Annotated in this window: 21 protein-coding genes, 1 tRNA gene and 1 pseudogene; 12 read left to right on the top strand and 11 right to left on the bottom strand. The window is 39.9% G+C overall.

What is annotated here, in order from left to right; translation table 11 throughout:
• Nucleotides 1-177 precede the first annotated feature (177 nt).
• Together HRT55_RS14995 and pepA are read right to left on the bottom strand one after the other, a co-directional pair.
• On the bottom strand, nt 178-672 hold the full coding sequence (locus HRT55_RS14995) for a DNA polymerase III subunit chi (protein WP_291622556.1): 495 nt from the start codon (nt 670-672) through the stop codon (nt 178-180).
• Nucleotides 673-795: 123 nt separating this feature from the next.
• On the bottom strand, nt 796-2,301 hold the full coding sequence (gene pepA / locus HRT55_RS14990) for a leucyl aminopeptidase (RefSeq protein ID WP_291622554.1): 1,506 nt from the start codon (nt 2,299-2,301) through the stop codon (nt 796-798).
• Nucleotides 2,302-2,521: 220 nt separating this feature from the next.
• Here pepA and lptF point away from each other — a divergent pair, with 220 nt between their 5' ends.
• The 4 genes from lptF to lptG are packed head-to-tail and all read left to right on the top strand — an operon-like array spanning nt 2,522 to nt 5,014.
• On the top strand, nt 2,522-3,688 hold the full coding sequence (gene lptF, locus HRT55_RS14985; protein WP_291622552.1) for an LPS export ABC transporter permease LptF: 1,167 nt from the start codon (nt 2,522-2,524) through the stop codon (nt 3,686-3,688).
• Nucleotides 3,688-3,822, top strand: coding sequence for a hypothetical protein (locus HRT55_RS14980; protein ID WP_291622550.1), 135 nt, complete (start codon nt 3,688-3,690; stop codon nt 3,820-3,822). Before lptF ends, HRT55_RS14980 begins: the two co-directional genes overlap by 1 nt.
• On the top strand, nt 3,822-3,950 hold the full coding sequence (locus tag HRT55_RS14975) for a hypothetical protein (RefSeq protein ID WP_291622548.1): 129 nt from the start codon (nt 3,822-3,824) through the stop codon (nt 3,948-3,950). Before HRT55_RS14980 ends, HRT55_RS14975 begins: the two co-directional genes overlap by 1 nt.
• Nucleotides 3,950-5,014 carry an LPS export ABC transporter permease LptG gene (lptG, locus tag HRT55_RS14970; RefSeq protein WP_291622546.1) on the top strand — a complete coding sequence of 355 codons (1,065 nt, stop codon included), beginning with the start codon at nt 3,950-3,952 and terminating at the stop codon, nt 5,012-5,014. Before HRT55_RS14975 ends, lptG begins: the two co-directional genes overlap by 1 nt.
• A 187-nt stretch (nt 5,015-5,201) precedes the next feature.
• Here the strand turns inward: lptG and HRT55_RS14965 are convergent, their stop codons facing one another.
• Nucleotides 5,202-5,714, bottom strand: coding sequence for an RDD family protein (locus tag HRT55_RS14965; protein WP_291622544.1), 513 nt, complete (start codon nt 5,712-5,714; stop codon nt 5,202-5,204).
• A gap of 457 nt (nt 5,715-6,171) precedes the next feature.
• Between HRT55_RS14965 and HRT55_RS14960 the strand changes: the two genes are divergently transcribed.
• The gene (locus HRT55_RS14960) at nt 6,172-6,546 is read left to right on the top strand and encodes a hypothetical protein (protein ID WP_291622542.1); all 375 of its coding nucleotides are present in this window, start codon (nt 6,172-6,174) and stop codon (nt 6,544-6,546) included.
• Nucleotides 6,547-6,693: 147 nt separating this feature from the next.
• Here the strand turns inward: HRT55_RS14960 and HRT55_RS14955 are convergent, their stop codons facing one another.
• Nucleotides 6,694-9,792 carry an efflux RND transporter permease subunit gene (locus HRT55_RS14955; protein ID WP_291622540.1) on the bottom strand — a complete coding sequence of 1,033 codons (3,099 nt, stop codon included), beginning with the start codon at nt 9,790-9,792 and terminating at the stop codon, nt 6,694-6,696.
• Between the two features lie 20 nt (nt 9,793-9,812).
• Entirely contained in the window at nt 9,813-10,913 is a 1,101-nt protein-coding gene (locus HRT55_RS14950) for an efflux RND transporter periplasmic adaptor subunit (protein WP_291622538.1), read from the bottom strand.
• Between the two features lie 162 nt (nt 10,914-11,075).
• Here HRT55_RS14950 and HRT55_RS14945 point away from each other — a divergent pair, with 162 nt between their 5' ends.
• The 3 genes from HRT55_RS14945 (at nt 11,076) to HRT55_RS14935 (ending at nt 13,409) form a co-directional block, all read left to right on the top strand.
• On the top strand, nt 11,076-11,696 hold the full coding sequence (locus HRT55_RS14945) for a TetR/AcrR family transcriptional regulator (RefSeq protein WP_291622536.1): 621 nt from the start codon (nt 11,076-11,078) through the stop codon (nt 11,694-11,696).
• Nucleotides 11,697-11,984: 288 nt separating this feature from the next.
• Nucleotides 11,985-13,091 carry a DNA alkylation repair protein gene (locus HRT55_RS14940; RefSeq protein WP_291622534.1) on the top strand — a complete coding sequence of 369 codons (1,107 nt, stop codon included), beginning with the start codon at nt 11,985-11,987 and terminating at the stop codon, nt 13,089-13,091.
• A 233-nt stretch (nt 13,092-13,324) separates the two neighbouring features.
• Nucleotides 13,325-13,409, top strand: a tRNA-Leu gene (locus HRT55_RS14935).
• Between the two features lie 187 nt (nt 13,410-13,596).
• Here the strand turns inward: HRT55_RS14935 and HRT55_RS14930 are convergent.
• The 3 genes from HRT55_RS14930 to HRT55_RS14920 all read right to left on the bottom strand — a co-directional run bounded on the left by HRT55_RS14930 (nt 13,597) and on the right by HRT55_RS14920 (nt 17,505).
• Nucleotides 13,597-14,172, bottom strand: a complete 576-nt coding sequence (locus tag HRT55_RS14930; protein ID WP_291622532.1) for an outer membrane beta-barrel protein — start codon at nt 14,170-14,172, stop codon at nt 13,597-13,599.
• A 369-nt stretch (nt 14,173-14,541) separates the two neighbouring features.
• Nucleotides 14,542-15,837, bottom strand: a complete 1,296-nt coding sequence (locus tag HRT55_RS14925) for an SO2930 family diheme c-type cytochrome (protein WP_291622530.1) — start codon at nt 15,835-15,837, stop codon at nt 14,542-14,544.
• Between the two features lie 81 nt (nt 15,838-15,918).
• Entirely contained in the window at nt 15,919-17,505 is a 1,587-nt protein-coding gene (locus HRT55_RS14920; protein WP_291622528.1) for a parallel beta-helix domain-containing protein, read from the bottom strand.
• Nucleotides 17,506-17,776: 271 nt separating this feature from the next.
• Here HRT55_RS14920 and HRT55_RS14915 point away from each other — a divergent pair, with 271 nt between their 5' ends.
• The gene (locus tag HRT55_RS14915; RefSeq protein WP_291622526.1) at nt 17,777-18,793 is read left to right on the top strand and encodes an AraC family transcriptional regulator; all 1,017 of its coding nucleotides are present in this window, start codon (nt 17,777-17,779) and stop codon (nt 18,791-18,793) included.
• Nucleotides 18,794-18,848: 55 nt separating this feature from the next.
• Here the strand turns inward: HRT55_RS14915 and HRT55_RS14910 are convergent, their stop codons facing one another.
• On the bottom strand, nt 18,849-19,430 hold the full coding sequence (locus tag HRT55_RS14910) for a TetR/AcrR family transcriptional regulator (RefSeq protein ID WP_291622525.1): 582 nt from the start codon (nt 19,428-19,430) through the stop codon (nt 18,849-18,851).
• Between the two features lie 128 nt (nt 19,431-19,558).
• Here HRT55_RS14910 and HRT55_RS14905 point away from each other — a divergent pair, with 128 nt between their 5' ends.
• Entirely contained in the window at nt 19,559-20,614 is a 1,056-nt protein-coding gene (locus tag HRT55_RS14905) for an alkene reductase (protein ID WP_291622523.1), read from the top strand.
• Nucleotides 20,615-20,783: 169 nt separating this feature from the next.
• Here HRT55_RS14905 and HRT55_RS14900 read toward each other — a convergent pair.
• Nucleotides 20,784-21,083 (bottom strand): annotated as a pseudogene (locus tag HRT55_RS14900) (PLP-dependent transferase); the annotation flags it as partial.
• Nucleotides 21,084-21,232: 149 nt separating this feature from the next.
• Between HRT55_RS14900 and selD the strand changes: the two are divergent.
• The gene (selD, locus tag HRT55_RS14895; RefSeq protein ID WP_291622768.1) at nt 21,233-22,267 is read left to right on the top strand and encodes a selenide, water dikinase SelD; all 1,035 of its coding nucleotides are present in this window, start codon (nt 21,233-21,235) and stop codon (nt 22,265-22,267) included.
• The gene (gene mnmH, locus HRT55_RS14890; protein WP_291622521.1) at nt 22,267-23,388 is read left to right on the top strand and encodes a tRNA 2-selenouridine(34) synthase MnmH; all 1,122 of its coding nucleotides are present in this window, start codon (nt 22,267-22,269) and stop codon (nt 23,386-23,388) included. The genes selD and mnmH overlap by 1 nt, the downstream gene beginning before the upstream one ends.
• Before the next feature lie 25 nt (nt 23,389-23,413).
• Here the strand turns inward: mnmH and HRT55_RS14885 are convergent, their stop codons facing one another.
• Nucleotides 23,414-24,496, bottom strand: coding sequence for a cysteine synthase A (locus tag HRT55_RS14885; RefSeq protein ID WP_291622519.1), 1,083 nt, complete (start codon nt 24,494-24,496; stop codon nt 23,414-23,416).
• Nucleotides 24,497-24,734 lie beyond the last annotated feature (238 nt).

Genomic DNA, 24,734 nt, shown 5'->3' with positions numbered 1-24,734 from the left:
GTTTAATAGTTGTTCGTAGTTTTGTTGTATTACTGCTTATTCTGCATTAGTTCAGCAGTAAAAATTTAGCAGTAAAATCACAACAAAATAAAAGTGCAACAAAGTAAAATTCATTGCTTATAGTATTCTTTATTTTTCACTTACTTTTGAGCTTATCTTTTTGTACAAGGCGAATCGCTAATTACTAGCTTCTTTTGATACAGAACCTGGTACGGGTACCGCTTGGTTATCCACTTGAAAACCCCATTGTCGGCAAGTTTTAAAGCGTTCTCTCGCTTGTTGTTTAAGTGCTTCATCACTAGGTACAAAATCAACGATAAATTGAAATTGATTAGCAAAGTTAGGCACAGTACTGGTCAAGTTTATAAGTACTTGACGGCGCCCTTGTGGAGCTTGAAAACCTATTTCAACAGCTGCGCCTTGCTTAGGACCTTCACCGACGAGATTGTGTGGTACAAAACTATCGCTATCAAATGCCCAAAGCATTTCATCAACTTGTTCAGCATGTTGCTGGTCTTGTGTGTAAATATAGACTCGCTGTTTCTGACGATAAAAATAGCTGGCTTGCAAACAAGCATGATAGAGAGCAGAACGAGTATCGTTTTCTGTCTCGTCTGTCCCTTCAACTTTAAGCTCATCTTTAAGTAGATAAAACATTACTTGGGTTTGCATTTCATTCGCCTAATTTTATAACTAAACCCTAATAGCGGAGCTACTAGGGTTTATGCTTTCTGCCATAAACTTAATGAGTAAACCTACTATCTCAGTTTACACTTTTCTTTTACAAAGACTGGTTTACTCGCCTTGCTCTTGACCTGCACGGTTAAGTAAGAACTGCGTTAACATGCTTACCGGACGACCGGTAGCACCTTTGTTTTTGCCACTGCGCCATGCTGTACCAGCAATATCTAGATGTGCCCAGTTATACTTCTTAGTGAATTTTGATAAGAAACAAGCTGCAGTAATAGTTCCTGCTTCTTTGCCACCTAAATTGGTAAAATCAGCAAATGGGCTTTCAAGTTGATCTTGATAATCATCCCATAAAGGTAAGCGCCATGCTCTGTCGCCACTTTGCTCAGAAGCGTTTAAAAGCTCATGGGCAAGCGGATTATGACTACTGAGTAAGCCGGTAGCGTGTGCGCCTAAGGCAACTACACAAGCACCCGTTAAGGTTGCCACATCAATTACTGCCTCAGGGTTAAAGCGTTCAACATAGGTAAGTGCATCACATAACACTAAACGGCCTTCGGCATCAGTATTTAATACTTCAACGGTTTGACCAGACATAGTTGTTAAGATATCACCCGGGCGATAAGCGTTACTGCTTGGCATGTTTTCACAACCGGCTAAAACACCTATGACATTGATAGATAAGTTAAGCTCGGCTAGTGCATGCATAGCACCTAAAACACCGGCAGCGCCACCCATATCATATTTCATTTCATCCATGCCTAAGCCTGGTTTCAATGAAATGCCGCCACTATCAAATGTTAAACCTTTACCAACTAATACTAATGGCTTGGAATCATCACCAGCACCATCATATTTTATGATGCTCATTAATGATTCGTTAACCGAACCTCGACCTACGGCAAGGTATGAACCCATACCAAGCTCTTCCATTTCTTTTTCGCCAACAATCGTTGTGGTGACCTTTTCATAATCACTGTCAAGAATCTTAGCTTGTTCAGCAAGATAAGCAGGGTTACAAATGTTTGGCGGCATATTAGCAACATTTTTACAGGTAGTAATACCTTCAGCAATGGCTAAAGCATGAGCAACGGCACGTTCACCAATAGGCAGTTCACGGCGCGTTGGTACATTAAAAACAACTTTACGTAATGGACGACGTGGCTCGGCAATGCGCGTTTTTAAACTGTCGAAGCTATATAAAGCATCTTGTGCTGCTTCTACTGCTTGGCGTACTTTCCAGTAAATATCACGCCCTTTAACATGTAACTCTGATAAGAAGCATACCGCTTCCATAGAGCCCGTTTCATTAAGGGTATTGATTGTTTTGGTAATGATTTGACGATATTGACGTTCATCAAGCTCGCGCTCTTTACCACAGCCAACGAGTAAAACACGTTCGCTTAAAATATTAGGTACATGATGTAATAATAACATCTGTCCTGATTTACCTTCTAAGTCACCTTTGCGTAAAAGGTTGCTAATGTAGCCTTCACTGATTTCATCAAGCTGTTCGGCGGTACCGCTAAGTCTGCGTGGCTCAAAAACACCCACTACAATACATGCGCTACGTTGTTTTTCTGGACTGCCGCTTTTTACACTAAACTCCATGACTTTTCCTTTTACAATTTTTATAAGGTAATTAATTTGCTAAAATAAGTAAAAAATAGCACTCTTGTCTATTCAAGTGATATTGCTAAGGGCTATAATTATAGCCGCACTCATCAATATTCGTTAGTTACTGACTATATAGTTTACTTATGAAAACGGCAAGTTTACTCAATATTTGCCAATATGTCAGATAAAAACTAAGTTTTTACAGGATCTTTTTGTGATCATTTTTCGTTATTTATTAAAAGAAGTCGCCAAAACACAAATAGCAGTATTTTTTGTGTTGATGACTATTTTTATCAGTCAAAAATTCGTCCGTGTGCTCGGCGATGCTTCAGAAGGAAGTATCCCTGGGCAACTGGTCATGACTTTTATTGCCTTGAAAATACCAGACCTTGCCGGATTTATCCTACCGCTTAGCTTATTTTTAGGGGTACTGTTGGCTTATGGTCGGATTTATGCGGACAGTGAAATGACAGTACTGCACGCTTGTGGTATCAGTGAGTGGTACGTGGTTCGAGTTACTTTAGTGTTGGCCGTTATTACCGCCATTTTTACCGGGATTTTTACTTTGTACCTTGCGCCGCTTGCCTCGGAATATACATATCAGGTAAAAGAAGAGCTTGCTGCCGACTCTGGCTTAAGTGCCTTAGTTTCAGGTCGTTTTCAGCAAACGGGCAACCAAGATGCTGTGGTTTTTATTCATGATAAAGACCGAGAAACGAATAGTTTTAATAAAGTATTTGTCGCGCAATTACCCAAAGGTGAGCACAGTGGCGCCAGTATTATCCATTCAAGTTTAGTGTACGCAAAAACTGGACGAGTTTTTGAAGATGAATTGGGCTCGCAACAGCTAGTATTAGGTGACGGTATTCGTTACCACAGAGATATTGATAGCGGTGAATTCCAGTCTGTGGCCTTCGACAAATACTATATTCAGATCAAAGATCAAGAAGTTGAACACAAACACCGTAAATTAAGCGCGATAACAACGCTGGAGTTATATAACAATACCTCCCCAGAGTTAGAATCGGCTTATCGCGGCACTATTCAATGGCGAATTGCTTTCCCGTTGATTTGTATTATCCTCACCTTTATTGCCGTGCCCTTAAGTGTGGTCAACCCTAGACAGGGGAAGTTTGGCAAAATGTTACCAGCCTTGATGTTATTTTTAGGCTATTTATTATTGTTAACATCAATGCGCTCAGCCATAGAGAAAAATGCCATCCCTAGCGTTATTGGCTTATGGCCTATACATTTTAGTGCCTTATTTATCGGTATGATGCTGTTAATGAAGGAGCGCAGTAGTGGCCGATTGATTAAAGCAAAATTCCCTAGCTTTAGACGTAAGAAGCATAAGAAAAACAATCAAGGCAAGGACAGTTAATGCGCATACTTGATCTTTATATTGGTCGTTCTACTCATAATAGCGCTGCTACTACTTTTGTTACCTTGGCACTCTTTAGAGGTGTCTGCATGAATGGTGAGATTAAATTGATTGAACAAGTTAAGGGTAATTAATGCGCATACTTGATTTATATATTGGGCGTTTTACTCATACTAGCGCTTCTACTACCTTTATCAATTTGGCGGTATTTGTTAGCGTCAGTGGCATTATTAAATTTGTCGAACAAGTTAAGGGCAATTAATGCGAATTCTTGATCTCTATATTGGCCGCGTTATTGCTTCTACTACTTTCATCACCCTGGCTGTATTTGTAAGTGTCAGTGGTATCATCAAATTTGTTGAGCAAATGCGTGCTATTGGGCGAGGCAACTATGACCTAGCCCATGCCGCATTGTATGTACTTTATGCTGTACCACGTGATGTGGAAATATTCTTTCCAATGTCGGCATTGATTGGCGGCTTAATTGGCATAGGTATGCTCGCTAGTAATAGTGAGTTAGTGGTTATGCAAGCCGCAGGCTTATCAAAATTAGATATCATTAAGTCAGTGATGAAAACTGCAATACTGTTGATCTTTGTCAGCATGGCTATTGGCGAGTGGTTAGCGCCAAGTGGTGAAGCTAAAGCACGTGAAATCCGAGCGCAAGCCATTTCTGGCGGCAGCTTAATCTCAGCTAAAAATGGTGTTTGGGCCAAAGACGGTGATTACTTTGTCAATATAGGCGAAGTACAAGATAAAGGTAAGTTAAAGAGCATTCAAATTTATGGTTTTAATGAGCAATTAAGAATTGATAGTTGGCTTACGGCTAAAAGTGCTATTTATCTAGGTGATACTTGGTTGCTCTCGGATGTTGAGGAGTTTGTGTTAATTGAAAACGAAATTATTACGAAGAATCACAGTCAAAAAATTTGGAACTCATCGTTAACACCCAAAAAATTAGGGGTAGTAACGGTTACACCTGAGTCACTGTCTTTACGTGGTTTGATTGATTATCTGGATTATTTAGAAGCGAATGAGCAAGATACCAGTCGTTATGAACTCGCTTTTTGGCGAAAAATAATGCAACCATTGACGGTTGCGGTAATGCTTTTAGTGGCACTGTCATTTATTTTTGGGCCTCTGCGCTCAGTTTCTATGGGCGCACGCATTATGATGGGCGTCTTTACCGGCATTCTATTCTTCATTAGTAATGAAGTCTTGGGCTCAATGAGTTTGGTATATCAACTATCGCCAATACTAGGGGCAACGATGCCGAGTTTGTGTTTTGTTGGTGCTGCTTGGTACTTTATTAGCAAGAAAGCTTAGAAATTTTAAATAAAGTAAAACTTTAATAGCCCGATAATGAACTGGCAGTAAAGTAGCTTTAGTAAATAAATGCTTAATAATGAACGCTATTCACCAAGGGAATAGCGTTCCATAATTAGATAGCTAATAACTAACCTGAATTCGACTTAACTAATGAAAATGGCTTAGTCTACCCAGAAAACAGCACTTATAAACGACCTCTGTTTGCTTCAAGCGATAATACCACTACTTCAGTTTTCGTTAGTCTATCTTGTAAACTCAATTTGTTTTTTCTATCAAAAATAACCAAAACATTCCCTAAGCCTAAGAACGTCGGCACTAAGCGTTTAATGGCTGTGGTTTTACTTAACAGTGAGCCATCAAGGTTTTGTACGCGTAAACGCCATGCTCTCATGCCCAACGTTTGGCCATTTTTAGTCCAGAAATAGACAAAGAAAAACACCACCCAAGCCATTTTCCATAATTCATTTGGCCACTTTAACCAGTAAGTATTGGCAATAGTATCGGAAAAATGTTGTTCACCTTGCATGCCATACAGACCAAAATAATAGCCTAGGTATATCAATAAAAATGAAGCTGCTCCAGCGACCATATATACAGCGAAAGAAAGTAGAAAATCATAAATCCACGAGCCAAAGCGTCGTCTAAAGCCAGCGCGAGGAAAACTGTTAGCGGTAGTGTCAGGGGTTGTATCAGTCATTGAATCTTCTTTATGTTAAGTTTTTGCGAGCAAAATGGCGGGAAATAATTTTGCAGTTTAACAAAGTTTACCTTAATTGAGTATCTCTGTGAGCGAGGATGAAAGAGTGAAGTATTCGGCAGGGTATTTTTATTGTTGTGTATTGCCTTTTGCATTAGGCATAATCTCAAGCAAAAGGTTATTAACTTTCCTGCATACGTGATGTAAAGCTCAGTATGGAAGATAATATAATTACTCTTTTGGTCAGCTCATTAGAAATAACCTCAACTAATTCCGTAACTTATGTAAATATAATGTTAACTGGTGTTTTGCATATACTTTTAAGTTATAAGTAGCTGTAATAATTGCGATATCCGTGGCTACTTGCTTAGTATATAATCTGCGAAAATCTTTATATGTCGCCGTTTGGCAACATATGTTAAAAAATAGTAAGTAACTAACAAACAAAAGGGCTGGTATGGGCAATACATTTTTATCAGTAAGTGCATTAATTGTTGTAGCACTTATGGCAATGCCAACATCAGCGGAACAAATTGACTTAGGCTCGATGAGTAAATCTAATGAATTTGTCAAAAATGATTTTACCGCAGCAGGCGAACATCAAACTCTTCATGTAGGAGAGTCAGTTTACCCAGCTCAAGTACTTAATAGCAGCACAGAGGTTACTACCGCTGAATATGTTCAAGTAAAGGCAGAACTTACCAATGTAAATAAAGGTCAATTGTTTACACCAATCAGTATCTGGTTGTTTGTGATGGCAATGGCGCTAGTTTATGTCAATAGAAACGTGCTATTTGCAAGACATATGAAAATAGTGAAAAAAACAGCTTAAATAGCGTTAATAGCACTAGTTTTAAGCGCTAACAAAAAAAGCCAATTTTCTTGAAGGAGACTCCTTATCAAAGAAAATTGGCTTTTTTGTTTGTTAGATAATTAAAGCTCGAAGAGCCTTCACTTGGTTAACTAACCTGTACTCTAGTTAACTAAGGTTTAACTGGGCGGTACTAGGGCGAGTATCCGTAATTTTATAAAAGCTACAATATAATGCCGGCACTACCGCTAGGGTTAAAATAGTGCCTATGCCTAATCCAAAGGCAATAACATTGGCCATACCGTAAAATAGCGGGTCTTTACTGATTATTAGTGGTAATAAACCCATCACGGTAGTAATGGTGGTCATCGCTATGGGTCTTAGTCTAGTTAAACAGGCATCAACCACAGCTTGATAGTCAGACTTACCAGAAGCAGTTTCAATCTTAATTCTATCAATTAAGACGATAGCGTTATTAATGATGATACCCGCTAAACTATATAGCCCTAGAGTCACCATAAAGCCAAACGGTGCTTGCATCAAAAACAATCCCATTACAGCGCCGATAAAGGCTAATGGGATAGTTAGGGTGATCACTGCCGCTTGTCTGAAAGAATTAAATTGTGCCACTAGCAACATCAAAATAAGTCCTAACACTATTGGCATACTTGCCCCTAAAGCCTTTTGTGCTTCACGAGACTCTTTAATCACGCCATCATATTCAATACTATGGTTAACAGGTAAGTCGAGTTTTAGTGCTTGAATCCTTTCATCTATTATCGATTTTAAGTCTTCTGCTGCCATGCCAGTATTTCGCGCTTGAATACTTACCGTTCTAAATAAATCTTCATGCTGAATAATTGAAAATTGATTATTGGGTGCCAGTGTTGCTACTTGAAATAAGGGTACACTTTTTCCGGTTTTTTTAGAGTATATAGTTAAGGTTCTTAACCGGTCTAAGTTTTCTCGTTCAGCTTGTTCTGCTCTAAGGATCACGGGAATTATTTCATCGCCTTCACGATATTCAGTGATTTGTGTACCTGAAAAGTAGGTCTCCAGTGCTTGCGCTATTTCAGAAGAAGTTAATCCGGAACGTTTTGCTCTGAGTTGATCAATTTGCACGTCAATTTTAACAATCAGGTTTTCCCAGTCGGTTCTAATATCTAGGGTATTTGGCGTGTCATGCAGTACATCCATAATCTGCTGCGCCTTCTTATAGATAATATTTTTGTCTGGGCCCTTTACTTGTATTTTAATGGTATTCGAGTCAGATGGACCTAAAAACATCTTACTTACCCGAGCTGATACATTAGGGAAGTCATGTTCTATGTCACGGTCTAACATAAGTACCTTAGCGGAAATATCGGTTTCATCCTTTACATTAAGAACAATAAAACCTTTATTCTGCGCAGGATCTTCTGGCGCCAGTGACATAACAAAACGTGGGCCACTAAAGCCGACATAACCAGAGTAACTGTCGATAAAATCAAAACGTGTTTTGTTATCTAGCCATGAGAATATCTCTTTCATCTGGCGGTTAGTTTCTTTTGATGAGGTGCCATTAGGCAAGTCAATATTGATAATGATTTGTGTGCGATCAGAGTCCGGAAAAAACTGTTTAGCGACCGAACCCATTGCTATTATCGAGGTAACAAAGAGCATCAGCATAGCGCCGATAAATAATGCTTTATGTGTTAATAACCAATGCAAAAACACCTCGTAGTAGGCATAAAACTTTCCAACACTGCTCTGTTCATTGTTGACGTCCAAACCCTCTGTATCAGTTTTCTTTGGGGGAGTAATGAAGAAATAACATAATAATGGCGTGACACATAAAGCCAATATCCAACTAGTTAATAAGGTAATTAATATCACCAAAGAAATAGAGCGGGTATATTCACCGGCAACATGTTCAGCTAGCATCAGGGGTAAGAAAAATAAAATAGTGGTAATAGATGAGCTAAGTAAGGGAATTGCTAATTCTTGACTGCCTTGTAACATAGCATCATAACGGGCAATGCCTTTCTCTAAACGACGCTTAAAATCTTCGGCGATAACAATGCCGTTATCTACTAACAAGCCTAATGAAATAATCAAGGTCGCTAAGCTCATCCGCTCTAATTTCATATCGGCAAAATGCATTATGGTGAGTGTGGTAAGCATAACAAAAGGAACAATAGCGCCAACAATAAGACCAACTCGCAGACCTAAAAATAAAATCACCACCACCAGTACAATCGCCAGTGTTTGTAATACATTTACCGAGACACCTCTAATGGTTTTCTCTACTTGATCGGCTTGGTAAGTAGCAACATTGATTGTATAACCTACCGGTAAAGTGCTGGCTACCTCATCTGATTTTTCCATCACCCGTGGGGCAAATTCCAATAAGTTATATTCGGGCAACATAGAAATGGCAAAGAATATTGCTGGTTGGCCATTAAAGTAAGCAAGTTTGTCAGGCGGATCAAGATAGTCTCTACGTAGGGTTACCACATCTTTTAAGGCGATAAAATTCTCGCTATTGGGGATGTTGATATAGGTATTGGCAATATCTAAGGTGCTATTAAAGTTACCTGAAGGCTCAACAATAAAACTGATGGCTCCGGTGTCTATTTGGCCACCAGAGCTAATAATGTTTTGATTTTGCAGCTCCGATATTAACGCCTCTGGCGATATGCCCAGTTGTGCTAATTTGGCATTAGATACTTCGAGAAAAATTCGTTCTTCTTGACGGCCGAGTATTTCAATTTTTTTAGTACCTTCCACACCATATAAACTGTCGCGTATATGTTGGGCAATATCATACATTTCACCCATACCAAAACCATCGGCGGTTAAGGCTAGGGTGATAACTGAAACATCACCAAATTCGTCATTTACATAAGGAGTACGTGTACCCGATGGCATTTTTTGATGTGCTGCCGTGGTTTTATTACGTACGTTTTGCCATATATCGTCAAGGTTGAAATAACGATCATAAACTTTTACATGGACAATGGATAAACCGATAGTGGAGGTTGATTTAATTTCCTCAACCTCGGGGATTTTGCGTATTTCCTCTTCCAACTTTTTGGTGATAAGTTGTTCAACTCTGTCTGGCGACATACCAGGAAAAGATGTGCTGATAATAGCTTCACGTATGGTGATAGTCGGGTCTTCTTGCGCAGGCAAGGTGAAGTAGGCAAAAACACCATTGATCAACATGACACCCAGTAGTAAAAAAACACTTTTACGATACTTAAAGGCGATTTTGGTTAAATTCATTATTTTTCCTTAGGCTCGGCTTAGTTAAATCGCTTGATTTTAGTATCTAGCAAACTAACTTGTTGGCCATCTCTAAGGAAGGCAACCCCAGCTGTGGCGATTATTTCACCCGGCTGTAATCCAGAAGATATATATACTTGGTTGTTTAAGATGTTTTCTGTTTTTATTTCTCTGCGGTGTACTACTTTTTCATCGCTGTTATAGACAAATACATAAGCTTTTTGTTCTAGTCCGGCGCTAATCGCTGTAAGAGGTACCTTGATAGAAGGGCCTTTATGTCCTGTTCTACCTACGCCCTCAAACATAAACTCAACTTCCGCTGTCATGCCTGCGCGTAATAATGGGTTATCACCTTGCAAAACTACAGTTACCGGAAATGCATTGGCAGACTCTGCTCTAGTACCTATTTCGGTGATACGACCATTCATTTTTATCTTAGGTAATACTGGGAACATTATCGGTAAAATAGCGTTTTGGGTTAATTCTTGAATTAAGGTTTCGGGCACCATAATCTGAATTTCTAAGCCGTGTTTACCTTCGATTTCAAAGACAGACTGTCCGGAAGTAATCTGCTGAGACGGCTCAAATAATCGCCGAGTAATAATGCCATCATAGGGAGCACGTAAAATACTGTCTTGCAGGTTCTTATTGGCAATATCTAATTGCGCCTGTGCAACCGCAACAGCACTACTGTTAGAATCATAACTTGCTTTGGCATTGTCAAAACCTGATTGTGAAACAACACCTTGTTTTAGCAAGGCTTGATAACGAGCATAAGTGTTTTTAGCATCAGCTAAACTCGCCTTCGATTGTTGATACTTTGCCTTAGCAGATTGCAGTTCTAGATTAAAACTACGTTTATATAATAGGGCTAATGGTTGATCTTTTCGGACATGCGCACCCAAGTTAACATTAATCTGTTCAATTTTACCGCTGACTTCAAAGCTGAGTTTTGTCGCTTCAACGGGAGCTACAATACCAGATAATACCCGTATTTGTTCAAGTGATGAAAGACTAACTTGTGTCCACTTTATCGGGCGAATTGGTTCGATTATGTCTTTTGCTGGTTTATTACAACCAACGAGTAATAGAGTCATTAGTATAAATGAGAGCGCGCGCATGCTTGTTCCTTTGGTTACTTTTGGCTTGGCAAAAGTGCAGGGATGTCCCTATGAGTAAAGTTCATTTTTACTAAGCTGTACAATTGGTACTGCCTAGTACCGGATAGTTTGGTACTATACAGTACCAAAGTCAACAATATAGTTACAATACGGCAATCCAAGATGGTTAAAGACAGCACTATAGAAATTACCAAACTCAGCGCAAGAGGTCTGTTGATATTAGATGCAGCACAACATCTTTTTTATCATCAAGGCTTTGATGAAACGTCTTTAGCAATGATCATTAATGAGGCGGGTGGTTCAAGACGCTCAATTTATAATGAGTTTGGTAATAAGCAGGGCTTGTTGATGGCCGTTATTCAAAGGCAAGTGAAAGAGCAATCTGAAATTTTAACTTCGATTAATCGCGACATACCAGCCAAAGAAGCGCTAAACCAAGTATGTTTTAAGTTTGTTAAAGGCATGTTATCACCAGAGTTGATGTCACTGTTTCGTTTAGTGGTGCAGCAAGTGGTGAAGTTTCCAGAATTGGGCGAAATGATTTATCAAAAAGGACCTATGACTGGCATCCTACCTTTAGCAGATTACTTAGAATGGCTGAAAGATCAAAAAATCTTAAAAATTGATAATTGTCACTTTAGTGCTCAAATGCTAATTGAAATGGCAAAAGGACCATTACATACCAGAAGCCTATTATTACCCAATAAAAAAGCCAGTGATGAAGAAATCACCCATCAGGTTGCCAAGGCTGTTGATATCTTTTTAAATGCTCATCAAGTTTGAAGTTTGAAGTTTGAAGTTTGAAGTTTGAAGTTTGAAGTTTGAATGTCAGTGATAGTGTTTGGTAATTAATAACGTGATTTATAAAAATAAGCATTCTCTTCTAAGGGAAACAAGGTAGTTATACCAGTTTCATTAAGTTTGTGATCTTGTTGTGTATAGGAAGAATATATCAGGGCAAGGCGCTCGATTGAGCAATAGCTAGCTATTGGGATTGAGAGCAACGCAGACATGGTGTATTTTAACCTGCACAAGTGAGCAATAATTTAATGAAATTGGTATTACATGTTAATGAAAGATGGATTAAATGCTGTATCGGCACAGCGTATTGCTAGTGCGATTAGTCAGGTTTACCCTGACTTTGCAGTCGAACAATTTTTACAACAAATTGATATTGGTTTAGCATCACTTGAACTTAAGCAGAGGGTTAACCACTTTATTGATGTTTTAGCTAAGTATTTACCGCAAGACTTTGCCGCTTGTCATGCAACTTTTATCCAGCTAAAACCTCATTGGGATTATGGTAACCCTGAAGATCCATTACGCTCATTTGCTGCTTGGCCAGTCACTGATTTTGTTGCAAAATATGGCATAGATAATCCTGATTTAGCTTTTGATTGTCTACGGTATTTAACCAGTTTGTTTTCAGCTGAGTTTGCTATTCGACCTTTTATTGAAAAGTACCCAGAATTATCGGCTAAATATTTAAGCCAATGGGTAACGGATGAAGACTACCATGTAAGACGACTAATTTCTGAAGGCACAAGGCCACGTTTGCCTTGGGGCATAAGGTTGCAGGACTTTTGCCTAGACCCTAAACCAAACCTCGCCTTGTTAGAACAACTTAAAGATGATGACAGTGAATATGTACGCCGCTCGGTTGCCAATCACCTAAATGATATAGCAAAAGACAATCCTGATATTGTTATTGAGATATGCAAACGCTGGCAAAAAGATGCTTCAAGTAATACTCAATGGGTTATTAAACACGCTTGTCGTAGTTTAATTAAATCAGGGCATCCTCAGGTATTTCCACTGTTGGGTTTTACTAAAAGCCCAAAACTCTTGGCCGAAGATTTATCCTTACTAAATACTCAATTAACACTGGGTGATACCTTAACTTTTACTGTGCAGCTAACATCCACATCAATGAGCAATCAAAAGCTTGCTATCGATTTTGTCATCTATCATATGAAAGCGAATGGACAGTTATCTGCAAAAGTTTTTAAATTGAAAGAGCTGTCCTTAAAAAGCAAAGCAAGTATTGAGCTAACGAAGCAACATAAGATGAAAGCTATTACTACACGTAAGTATTATTCGGGCAAACACCAAGTAGCGATACAGATAAATGGTAAAGAAGTCTTAATAAAAGACTTTAACCTTAAGGTGCCTGATTAACTTCTTATTCAGTCGACTACCTCATTCAGTTAACTATTTTATTCAGTTCATTACTTTCTTGAATTACCTAAATGACTATTGGCAGGGACCATAATGAGCTGAAATGGTGTATCGCTGCTGGAATAGCATAAATAAACATCAGTTAACGTAATTGCTATGAAAAACTTGTTGCTTAGTTAATTAAGTTTCGTATAATGCCATCCTCTTTAGCTTATAGCTAAAGTCACTGTGTTGCCGGAGTGGTGGAATTGGTAGACACGTCGGATTCAAAATCCGATGCTTTCGAGCGTGACGGTTCAAGTCCGTCTTCCGGTACCAATTCAAGCTTATCAATAGCTTGAATACAATAAACCAGCTACTAGCTGGTTTTTTTGTGGCTGAAATTTGATGTTTATTCATAACAGTAAGGCAGTTGCTTTGCCAGCTTTTACCAAAAGGTGAAAGCAGACTAAGTGAAGAGGCAAGGGGCAAAAGGTTAATCTTACTCTGACCCCATTTATTATCCCTAGAACTTATAGCTTACGTTGAAGAACACATCACCGTCATTATCTGAAGCATCACTGTTTGATAAGAAGAAGTGTCTATAACCAACGCGACCAGTTAACTTCTCTGTAAAGTTAAGGCTTAAACCAGCACCTAACATTGACGTTAGTAATGTATCGCTTTCACTACCGTAGTAAGTGTTAATCTCACTTAGTGTAAAGCCAAAACCACCTTCAAAATAAGCTCTAATAAGCTGCTCTTTTGCACCGAATTCAAATCTACCATTAAGCAAGAACATAGTTGCTGAAGCATCAATATAAGCCTCATCGATACTATCATGACCAATAACTAAACCAACCGAAGAGTCATCATCACCGTACATTGCTTCTAGCATTGTCATATCCCAAGATTGACCAATACCAATATCCCACTGTTTCTCAGTAACAATAACTTCTGTATTGCCTTTATCAGAAACGGTCTTATCTACAGCTACTTTGTCTACAGTTGCTTTATCTGCAACTTTAGTGGCTTCATCTGCCTGTACTGATAACGAACCAAGTGCAGTGACAACGGCTAAACTAACTAATAACTTTTTCATAACTACTTTTAAATTACCTATTTGATGTGTTTATTTTGTATTTTTCTTATGAAGTGCATTTTTCATATTAAGACTTAGCACTTCAGATTAAGGTGATTTTAAATAGATATTAATAAACTCGCTTTGCATAGTGTGCCAAAAGGTGTGCTAAAAAGGACAACTTCAAATGCTCGCTTTAATTCAGTGTCGTTTCTTCAATAGCAACACTGTATTGGTCAGTAATATTGGCGGGAGTATAATTAAAAAAGCCGAACGATTTACCTCGTTCGGCTTGATAGTTTTCCTATTTCCTATTTCCTATTTCCTATTTCCTATTTCCTATTTCCTATTTCCTATTTCTTAACCGTTAAAAGTTAACTGTTAGGGAGACTAAGAACAGTCCGCTCGCGTTAGGTTATCAATCCAGTACTTAACTAAATTAACACCTTCTGCATGAACAGTACTCCTGCCTAGTTCAGGCATTCGATGACGTTGCTCATTGGTACTCATTCTAAATAATAAGTACGATTTATCAGAGCTGCCTGGGATAACATCAGCAGGGTAATCTGCGTGGCCACCAGCTACCGCTACTTTACAAACGCCAAAACGTTGCGGGTTTTCTGCGTAATCACGGTTATATTCTAGCTGTAAACCGCTACCACCAGCTGGACCTGCGTAATTCGCTTCAGGAATAGTTAATTCAGAGCGATGGCAATGCGCACAGTTAATATCAAGATAAGCTCTTGCCGTGTCCATTACTTGTTCATGCGGCAGCGTTGTAATATCAAGATCATCGTTGAAAATATCAACTTTATCTATGGTTGAAAAATCCGTTGGTAAGCCAATTAACACCTGATTATCAGCTAAATACTGTAGTTGATTAGCGGTACTGTCATGGTAAACATGTTCAATGTTAAGGTTTCGCGCTTTTGGACCTATTGGTTTAAATATCGGCTGTCTTATATCATCTGCGCCTTGGCTTAACGGCACTACTGAATGACAACTCGTACAAGCAGAGGCTTTCGGTACCGAGTAGCTGAAGGTTTTCACTTCCCCTTTGTGCGTGGTAGTCATGTCTGCAATCGTTTTACCTGTAATGGCAATTTTTGCATCGGTGACATCAGACCAATAATAGGGGCGTGCTACCCAGCCATTTTCTCGGTGGATTAATAATCTGGTTTCAATTATAAGCTCTTCACCATCACGATTTGCGGTATCTGCGGGCATGGCAAATGTTTTTACCAAGACGGTACCAACGGGAAAATCCAGTACTTCATTTTGACTATAATTAATTTTCTTTCCTTCAGGAATAAAAATAAATCGGTATTTTGAGGCATAGTCAGTAAATAGTGGTACCGCTAAATTGAAGGCGACCCCACCATTGCTTGGGTTTTCAGTTGGGTTCATGCTGTCTTGAAATAGGTTGTAATCAGATAAGTTACGACAAGTTTCTGTCATTAACGCATTCCAGTTAACCCCTTCAGTTGTTGCATCACAATCACCCTTGTTTTCATCAGGACCACCAGCATTAGCATTGATTAAATTAACAGGCGGCGTTGTTTCAACAGGTGGCATTTCAACCTGATCAGTGCTTTCGTCACTACCGCCACAGGCTGTAAGTAATAATGCGGTTATACCCGCTAGGATTAAATTATGTGACTTCTGGTATTTTCTTGTTTGTATCATAGTCATTACCACTACATTTGAAGCTGGCGACGTTTTAATTTCGCCAGCAAGTTTAATATTGAATGCAAGAATAAGTTGTTGTTATAAAGCACAAGCCAATGTCGCGATATCATCACCTAGACAGCCATATTTTTTACCTCTGAAGGTAACTACTGCAGGGGCAAGTCTCGGTTGTGTACAATTAAGTAAATGAGAATTTCCTTGCACAGTATCAAAAGCAAGTGCCGGTGTAGTTGGATCTGCGGTATAAACAACGCCGATATTTACCTCGGGAAATTCGAGTGATGAGGCGGCAGAGTTATTGTCGATATTACCACTGGCACAGACTAAATCTTTTGCTAGGTAGGGGTCGTAATTAACGCCGTCGGCAAGTGCATCTGCGCCAACTAAAGCATTAAATCCGGCAATAACGCCAGCATTTGAAAGTGACTCACCAACGCCGCCGTAAAGGATCGCTGGCATCGTTTGGCCCAACATCAGGGTATACCCAGCCACAATCTCGGTAACTAAAGCACCTCGAGGATCAGCGCCAGAGCGTGAAATGCTGTTGCCGTGGATATTAATATTCTTGGTTAGTGGTGACCAGCCATCGGTCATCGTTGCGCCGTAGGTGGTGGGGTATGCTGCAACATCATCGTTGGCTAAGAAATAACTGGCTATTTCAATTGAAGAGGTTTCATTATCGGTGAAAGTATTATTGTAAATTTCAACATCACTGACTGAAAATATTAGCATACCAGTGCCTGGAGGTACTATACCAACGGCACCTGAACCGACATTTTCAGCATTATTTGCGATAATTTCATTGTTGAAAATACGGATGTTTCCGCCGTATGCTTGAGTCAAACCCGGAAGATCAAAAGCTAGAATGCCACCGGTGTTTCCTATGGCGACATTGTCATAAACATCGGCCATGGTAGAGTTTTCAATTTCAATACCCGCGACATTATTTTTGGCGACGTTATTTCGAATAACGATGTTGTTTGACTGTCCGACATAAACCCCTGCATCGGCTGAGCCATAAGCATAATTATGTTCAATAAGGATGTTTTGACTTTGTAGAGGGTAAAGACCATACGCGCCATTATCCGCTTCGAGCGGGCCATTCCAGACAGTGCCGGTATAGGCGATATAAACACCATTAGCACTCACTACTTTAATGCCATTTTTATTGGCTTCAAGTACACTAAAATCTCTAATCGATATATTAATGCCACCTTCGAAACGAAAACCATCGTCTCCCGTTGCATTGGTAAAGTCTAAGGTGGTTTCATTGATGCCATAACCCGTAAGGGTAAAATTATCTGCTGCGGCAATGGCGATAGTTTCGGATACAGTGAAATTTCCTTGAGGCAATACCACTGTTGAACCTGCTGGTATTTCAAAAAGGGCCAATACTAGCTCGTCCGTTATATCGTCGCCATCGACTGCAAAAGGTTGAACAAATATCGCATCGCCAGGAAAGGCGAAACCAGAACTGGTGACCATAGACTGGTCGATGGTGGCATTTTCACCATCGGCTCCGTTTGCTCCCTGAATACCATCTATGCCGTTAGCGCCGTCACTTCCTTCGTCAACGCACCCTGATAGCGTTAGAGTTGCTAATATGGCGGACAAGATTAAAGATTTTTTCCAATGCTGTTTACCAAAGATGCAGTGCTTAATCATATTGTGCTCTCTTATTGTTATTTGGGTTTGTTTGCTGGCTAAGTAAACACCGAATGAACCACAAAATAATAAAAGCGGGCTGGGGCTAAAGACCTATCGCTTCGCATTTATCTCTATTGATCCAAACCTCGTTTACGTTTAATTACATCCACAATATCCCTAATGCTCCACTTAGAAAATGACTAATAATTACAATTTTATGATTGTTTACACTAACAATACACTTGAAGTACACTAACAATACACTTGTTGTAAGGGCAAAGGATGTTGTATGAAGTTAGGTGAAATTTCGGTGTCATATATCGAGATCATAGCGAAGACAATGGCTAAGTTAGATTGTGATGTGGTCGAACTTTTCGAGCTATATTCGATAAGCCCAGCCGTTATCGCGTCTCCCGATGCACGCATCAGCATTCCCAAACTTCTGCTGCTTGGTCATGCTTGTATTAAGCTAACAGGGACTCCCTGGTTAGGACTGGAGATGGGGCGGATGACCGCAGCAACAAATTTAGGTGTACCTGGTTTAATCGCTTTGACCGCAGGCGACCTTAGGCAAATATGCACTGCGATTACCCACTACGAGCTATTAAATAGCTTCAACGTTCGTGGTCAATCCAAGTTTTATTTAGCTCAAAATGAAGGTCCTCGGGATGGCATACTCGAATTTTATTCGCTCAATCCTTACAATGACTATAACTATTTTGTTGTTGATTCAGTATTGCTGGGCTGGGTGAATGTTATTAAGGAGCTTGTCGGCTCGGCCGATGTAGTTAAGAGGGTGTGTTTTGAATTTCCAGCACCAAGCTATGTTGATAAATATCATGAGTTTTTTGATTGTGAGGTACTGTTTAATCAGCCTGCTAACCAACTGGTGATCGATGCTGCCTCACTTAATAAGCCGTGCATAAGCTCATGTCAGTCACTGTATCGGTTACTTAAACGTGAAGCTGACAGTGAGCTTGCCAGTGTTCAATTAGGTTTGAGTTTTACCGAGAAAGTTGCACGTTCGATTACGCCTTTACTCAACGTATCAACACCAACTCTTGAACAAGTAGCTGAACAGCTAAATATTGCGCCCTGGACAATTAGGCGAAACTTAATTAACGAGGGCGGCAGTTTTCAAAAGGTGCTTAATGATACACGGTGCGACTTGGCAGTCAGTTATGTAAGTAGTACGACGTTATCCTTAGGTGAAATTGCTTACTTGTTGGGTTTTGGCTCATCAACCGCGTTTCAACACGCATTTAAACGCTGGACAGGGCAAGCACCAGGTAGTTATAGACGCTAAATATTCTAGTAAACTCATGAATAACTCAGATTAGCGAAATACTTTATGATTTCAGTTACTGAGAAACATCATGATAAAGCTGCTCAGCAAGTTGCTCTAATACTTTTGCCTCGGGGTGAGTATATGCAAAAGTTCTTAAGCCATATATACCCATTAAAAAGTACCGTGCTAGATGATGACAATCTTTGTCGGCGCTAATACTTTTTTCTACTTTAGCTTGCTCAAATTTTTCCGCTAGGGCTTGTTGTAACATAGATAAATTATCACTAATCACTCGTTGAATTTCACTGTCTTGGTCAGCGATTTCACTTAATGCTTTGGTTAATAAACAAGCCTGAGCACTATCACAACTGATACATTCAGCGACAACATTATCAAGATAGGATTTTAAATTAACTAGGACTAATGTTGAGTTAGCAAAAAACTGCTCAAATTCAGTTTTCCTATCTAAACGGTATTGCTCAAGCGCAGCCAATAATAAACCGCGTTTGTTTTCAAAAGCACAGTAAATAGAGCCAGGGTGTAAACCGGTAGCTTTTTTAAGATCTTGCATACTAGTCTTAGCATAACCTTTATGCATAAAAGCCTTCATGGCAGCTCTTAATACTTTTTCTCTATCAAACTCAGCATTACGCATTAAAATATAGTCTTCATTTTAGTAGATGCGATGATTATACCTAATTTTGAACAAGCATTCAAAATAGTAGTTGAATGTTCGTTCAAATAACGATATCTTGAATGCACATTCAAGATAGAGACAAAATCATGACCGAAAATTTATTCAAACCTTACGCGTTAAATAACAGCATTAGTTTAAACAATAAAATATTAATGGCACCATTAACACGTTGTATGGCTGATGATAATTTAGTACCCACTCAAGCAATGGCTGAGTATTACGCTCGCAGAGCTGAGTCAGGGTTAATCATTTCAGAAGCGGTAATTATCCGCCCTGACGGTCAAGGTTACCCAAATACACCAGGCTTGTTTACTCAAGCTCAAATTGACGGCTGGCAAGTAGTTACTTCTGCAGTACACAACAGTGGCGGGAAAATATTTGCTCAGCTTTGGCATACCGGAAGAGTAGCACATCCGTATTTTTACGGTGCAGGCAATGATGATGCGCCAGTATTAGCACCATCAGCCATTGGTGTTGAAGGTAACGTTCCTAGAATGCGCGAACTAACTTATAAAACCCCTAAGGCAGTGAGCCTTGATGAGATAAAATCACTAGTAAGTGATTATGCTTTAGCTGCCGAAAATGCGATTAAAGCAGGTTTTGATGGTGTTGAAATCCACGGTGCTAATGGCTATCTTATCGACCAATTTTTACATCATGATAGCAACCAACGCAGCGATGAATACGGCGGCAACAGTGAAAATATGATCCGCTTTGCCTTAGAAGTGGTTGATGGCATTATCGCAAAAATAGGTAATGACAGAACTGCGTTAAGAGTATCACCAGGAGCCTACTTTAATATGGCCGGTGACAGTCGAGATCGCCAAGTATTTGATTTGCTATTACCAGAGTTAGAAAAGCGTGATTTAGCCTTTTTACATATTGGTATCTTTGACGATGGTATGGAGTTTGATTATTTAGGCGGTAAAGCCTCAAGTTATGTTCGAGCGAACTACAGTAAAACTTTAGTGGGTGTGGGTAGTTACACCGCAGAAACGGCAAGTGAGGCAATCGAAGATAATAAGTTTGACCTTATTGCTATTGGTCGACCTTTCATTGCTAACCCTGATTATGTCGCTAAAATCCGCAATAAGCAGCCATTAGTGAGTTATTCTGATGAGATGTTAACCAGCTTAGTTTGATATGAATAGAGTAGATTTAACTTAACTTGATTGAGCTTGGCTTAACCTAGTTCAAGCTAACTCAGCTGAGATAAATTTAAAGCTCTTCACTAATCACTAGTGGAGAGTTTTATTTTTTAGCTAACTAATGCAACTAAAGCTATATCAGTGCTTAGTCGCTATAAAAAAGTTATTCTTGGCTAAGAATTAACGCCTGCTCAACGTCTGCAAGAATATCTTCAATATGTTCAATAGCAATTGATAAACACACCATTTCCTTGCTCACGCCAGCCTTAGCCAATTCTTCTGCGCTCAATTGTCTATGTGTTGTCGAAGCTGGGTGACAAGCGAGAGATTTAGCATCGCCAATATTAACAAGACGCACAATAATCTGCAGTACATCAATAAATTTAGCACCTGCTTGTTCACCACCTTTAATGCCAAAACTTAAAATACCGCTGCACCTTTTGGCATATACTTCTGCGCTTAGAACTTATTAGGCAACCCATAATAACTTGAGCAATTTGAATTGCCACTGCAGCCCAGCACTTTGAATAGCAACGGAGAAATATTAATCCACAGGTGTAACCGCGGAGTTAATACTGTAAATTAGTCTCCTGCTTCTTCATTATACCAATTATCATGACAACAATTCGTTTGACCCAATACTCACACGGCGCAGGCTGTGGCTGTAAAATTTCGCCGTCGGTACTTGATGTGATGCTAAAGTCATCACTGGCTTTACCCGAGAATAACGCACTTTTAGTGGGCAATAGCACCAAAGATGACGCGGCTGTTTTCGATATTGGTAATGATCAAGCCGTGATCTCAACCACTGACTTTTTTATGCCCATTGTCGATGATCCTACTGACTTTGGTAAAATTGCCGCCTGTAATGCCATTAGCGATATTTATGCCATGGGTGGCAAGCCGCTAATGGCGATAGCTATTTTGGGCTGGCCAGTAAAACTTTTAGCGCCAGAAATAGCCCAACAAGTGCTTGATGGAGCAAGAATGATCTGTGCTGAGGCTGGTATCCCGTTAGCGGGCGGCCATTCCATTGATGCGCCTGAGCCTATTTTTGGCTTAGCCGTTACTGGCCTGATCAATAATGCGCAGATTAAGCGAAACAATACCGCAGGGGTTGGCGATCTTTTGTATTTAACTAAGCCGTTAGGTATTGGCATTATGACCACGGCTGAAAAACAAGGGAAACTGTTACCTGAACACACACAACTAGCACCACAAGTGATGAAAACCTTAAATACTATTGGACAGAAGTTTGCAGCACTAGATGTCGTTACGGCTATGACTGATGTGACTGGCTTTGCACTTTTAGGACACCTATTGGAAATGTGTCAAGGCAGTGATGTTGCTGCTGTTATTGATTTTGAGCAAGTACCCTGTATGGATTTCGTCAATGATTATATTGACCAAGGCTGCATACCTGGTGGCTGTGAGCGAAATTTTGACAGTTATGGCGATCACGTTGGGCCGTTAAGCGCCAAGCAAAGAACAATTTTGTGCGATCCTCAAACCAGTGGCGGTTTACTTGTGGCAGTAAAACCACAAGGCAAGGAAGAATTTGAAGCGCTATGTCGAGATAATGGCCTTAACCTACAGCCTATTGGTGAGCTAGTGGCGGCAACTTCACCAACCGTGAGTCTGTTGTAATGACCATCAATACTTCAACAATAGAGCGAGCCAACAGCGCAGATTTTCGCGCTATTATTCGCAATAAAATCCCTTTAATGGATGTACGAGCCCCGATTGAATTTGAAAAGGGCGCTTTTAATCAGTCGATAAATTACCCTCTGATGAATAACGATGAACGAGCGGAAGTTGGCCTTTGTTATAAAAACAATGGCCAAGCGGCTGCCATCACTCTAGGCCATAGCTTAGTTTCAGGGCAGACAAAAGCGAGTCGGTTGGCACAATGGCAAGACTTTGCTCGGGAAAATCCACAAGGCTATTTATATTGTTTTCGCGGCGGTTTACGTTCGCAAACGGTACAGCGTTGGTTAAAGGAATCAGGGGTTAACTATCCACTGCTTACCGGTGGTTATAAAGCCCTTCGTCAGTTTTTACTGGACGAACTGGACAAATTAGCATTACATCCATTGATAATTTTAGCCGGCAATACTGGCTGTGGCAAAACGCCTTTTCTAAGCCATTGTGTTAACAGTTTAGATTTAGAAGGTGCAGCGGGTCATCGAGGTTCTAGTTTTGGCGGCTTCGTTACCAGACAATCAAATCAAATCAATTTTGAAAATAAGCTAGTTGAACAATACATCACGGGTAACTATAACTCAGGGCAAACCTTGCTCTTAGAAGATGAAGGCAGGGCAATTGGCAGCATTCATTTACCGGAGAGCTTACGTAAAGCCATGGCATTAGCGCCACTAGTGGTGCTTGAAGAAAGCTTAGATTATCGACTTGAGCATATTTTTCAAGAATATATCATAAAAATGACAGCCCAATACCAAGCTAAATATGGTGTTGAACAAGGCTTTGTCGCTTTTAGTGAGTATTTAGAGCAAGGCCTGTTCAAAGTACGAAAGCGTCTTGGCACCGAGCGTTATGGCCAATTAAAGGCAATACAGAGTACGGCCTTAACCCAACAGAAAAAGGGTCAACTTCACTATCATTTTGATTGGCTAAAACCTTTGCTCAGCGAATACTATGATCCTATGTATCAATACCAATTAGGACTAAAGGCCGAAAGAATAATTTTTCGTGGCAATAATGCCCAATGTTTATCTTTTGTGAAAAATGAGCTCGTTTTGGCTCGTTAGTGCTACTTCACTTACCTCAATGTAATCAGCGCACTGTAATCACCACGCTAGCTGGCTCGGCTTGATAACGTTCAAACATGCTGGCGAGGGTTTCATGCGCAGTACTAATATTTTTTTCTTTTAAGAAATCAGCATTATAAAGTTTACTATAAGAGCGCTCTGCTAAGTCACAGCAAAAGGTGACAATAGTTTTGCCAGGGCCCATTTTTGCGGCAGCATATAAGGCACCAGCAACATTTAAAGCTGAGCTACTGCCGAGTAATATGCCATCAAATTGGCTTAGCTCTCGGGAAATAGTTACCAAGTCTTGATCAGGTAAGCTAATGGCTTTATTTATCTTGGCCTGACGGAAATTCTCTACACAGCGCATAATGCCTATGCCTTCGGTAAAAGAACTGCCGTTCGCTTGATACTGGCCGGTTTTTAAATAGTGGTAGATACCTGAGCCGTAGGGGTCTACCAACCAAGTTTGTAATTGTGGATTTTGCTCTGATAAATACTGAGAGTTACCTGCTATAGTACCGCCAGTACCGACTACTGAAACCAATGCGTCAATATTACCTTGAGTTTGTTGCCAAATTTCGGGACCGGTATTGAGGTAATGGGCTTTACAATTACTGGTATTTTCAAACTGATCGGCCCACCAATAATCTGCATGAAATTCACCTAGATTTTTGGCTGTATGATAAAAGTGTTTTGGGTCAGCAAAGGGGCAGGCATCAACTAACAACAATTGCGCATTATATAGCGCGATCATTTGCTCCTTCTCTTTAGCTTGTCCTCTAGGCATTACCGCTAACATATTAAAACCATAAGCTTTGGCAACGAGCGCTAGGCCAATACCAGTATTGCCGGCGGTGCCTTCAACTATGGTCATGCCGGATTTCAATTGACCACTTGCTATGGCGTCTTGTACTAACTGTAATGCGGCTCGGTCTTTAATTGATCCGCCAGGGTTTTGCTGCTCACACTTTAACAATATTTCACAACCGGTTAAGTCGCTTAGACTATTGATGCGCAATAAATCGGTATTGCCGATCAGTTCAGTGATGTTATTGGCAATATTATTAGTCATATTAGCGGCAGTGGTACGGGAAATTAGAGTCATGGTAAATACAAAGTCACAGGGGATATATAAAAGCGTAGCCCTCGCTAAGGTTAAGTCAAGCTGCTGTTATTTATCAATTTGCGCTAATATTATTTGCTTGATACATCCGGGCGCATGTATCAAAACTGCGACTATTGGTGCTCATCACTGTGTCGAAATTGATACACTTCAGTATCTGTCGAATTATCACTTCTTAAAAATATTGTCTATTATCAGTCCTTTAGTGTTTTATTTTACT

Origin of the sequence: Colwellia sp. (genome assembly GCF_013214175.1) — a bacterium.
Taxonomy (GTDB): Bacteria; Pseudomonadota; Gammaproteobacteria; order Enterobacterales; family Alteromonadaceae; genus Colwellia.
Note: the sequence above shows the minus strand (reverse complement) of the source record. Positions and strands in the feature narration are given on the sequence as shown.